The organism is Parcubacteria group bacterium CG10_big_fil_rev_8_21_14_0_10_36_14 (genome assembly GCA_002772895.1).
In the GTDB taxonomy this organism is placed as follows: domain Bacteria; phylum Patescibacteriota; class Patescibacteriia.
In genome coordinates this window covers 1-1,648 of the sequence record PFCS01000038.1, presented here as the reverse complement: position 1 = coordinate 1,648, position 1,648 = coordinate 1, and the positions used below count along the sequence as shown (strand labels likewise).

At 32.5% G+C, this 1,648-nt stretch carries 1 protein-coding gene; it reads right to left on the bottom strand.

From position 1 onward, the window contains the following. Window positions 1–1,566, bottom strand: a 1,566-nt coding sequence (gene amrB, locus COU51_02705) for an AmmeMemoRadiSam system protein B (GenBank protein PIR66671.1), incomplete at its 3' end; no start/stop codon positions are given. Between the last annotated feature and the right edge of the window lie 82 nt (window positions 1,567–1,648).

Sequence of the window (1,648 nt, the reverse complement as noted above, 5' to 3'; positions counted from 1 at the left end):
AAAAATCAGCTTATTTTTATAAGTCTCTATTCCCTGTACAACGTGGGGATGATGACCAATTATCAAATCCGCGCCGTAATCAATAAGAGCGTAAGCTATTTTTTGTTGATAGCTTGTAAATTGCGTATCGAGTTCTTCTCCCCAATGCACATTAAGGATTACTATATCAGTTTTATTTTTTATTTCGCTTATTTTCTGTTTTGCTTTTTCTAAATCAAATTCGCCCCAAAACGCAGTTAGTCCAACCATACCTATTTTTTTATTTTCCAATATGAGTATCTTACTACTGCAGTCTGAGATAATTCCATTCCCACATCCGGCATAATTAAATCCTATATCGTCTAAATTTTTTAATGTTTCGCTTATACCTTGCGCGCCTTGGTCGCCAAAATGATTATTGGCCAAATTAAAAAAATTAAAATTGTATTTCTTAAGATCGGCTATTATTTCCGGCTTAAAAGCAAAATCAAACTCTTTTTCTGGAGCATAGTGCTCTCCGTTATTTGTTACGGCACCTTCTAAATTTGCTGATATCAAATCATATCCTTTATAAAAACTTTCTTTATCCAGTTGTCCAAAAATATAATCTAGCCCATATTGTTTTATTTTTTCATCAACGCCTCGGTCAAGCATCATATCGCCAAAGAATAACATCTTAATTGCTTTTGGAGCAGAGTTTGATTTTGTGAAATATCCAGTTACATAACTTGTAGTGCTTTCTATATATAGTTTATCAGCCAAGATAGCAGAGTTAGAGTTATTTAAAAGTTCAAACTCAGAGCCACTTAATCGGCTAAATTTTAGTAATGTATATATAGAAGCTGGCGAATCAATATCCAAGTTATAAACTTTATCAAAATCATAATCATCTATTGCGCCGATACTTTCTTTATCATTTTTTTGCGCCGTTGGGCTATCTTTATAGTGAGAAAAATCAACGCTCGCTAAAACCAATACTTTTTTATTTTTACTCAACTCAAAAAGCTTTTCAGCCAGGTTTTCCGCCTCGGTGCTATCAATGCTTGATTTTAAAATAATTGGCAAAAACTTTGCTTTGGGAAAAGTTTTTTTAATAAACGACACCTCGCTATTTATTGAATGTTCATTTTCAAATACACCCTCTTCAATATGAATATCGTCTGTTTCAAGTAATTTTTTTAAATCTTTTTTATCACATTCTAAAATCCCATATGGGGTTTGCCAATTATAAGACGAGGTAATAATCTCGGAATCTCCGGTATTGAAATGATTGGGTCCAATCAAAATAACGATATCGTAATCCCCGTCTCGTAGATTATAAAAAAATTCCGCTATCAAATCAGCCGCTAATAAATGGTGAGGAATTATTCCGGCTACAATATTTTTATCCTCCAATTTAAGTTCTTTTTTATTAAATTTAAAGGCTGTTTCAAAAAAATCCAATTCAATAGGGTTTGATAAATGAAGATTACTCCGAGTTTTTTCCCAAGATAAAAATAAAAAATAGATTGCGCAAAAAATAATTAGGCCTGCAAAACACAGGCCTAATATTGTTAAAATGTTTAATTTTAATTTATACCCTTTCATTCTACTTGATGAGTTCAAGTGACCATTTGTCGGCTGTTGGCAATTCGCCTTGTCCATCATAAATTGTTGCCTGCCAATCTTC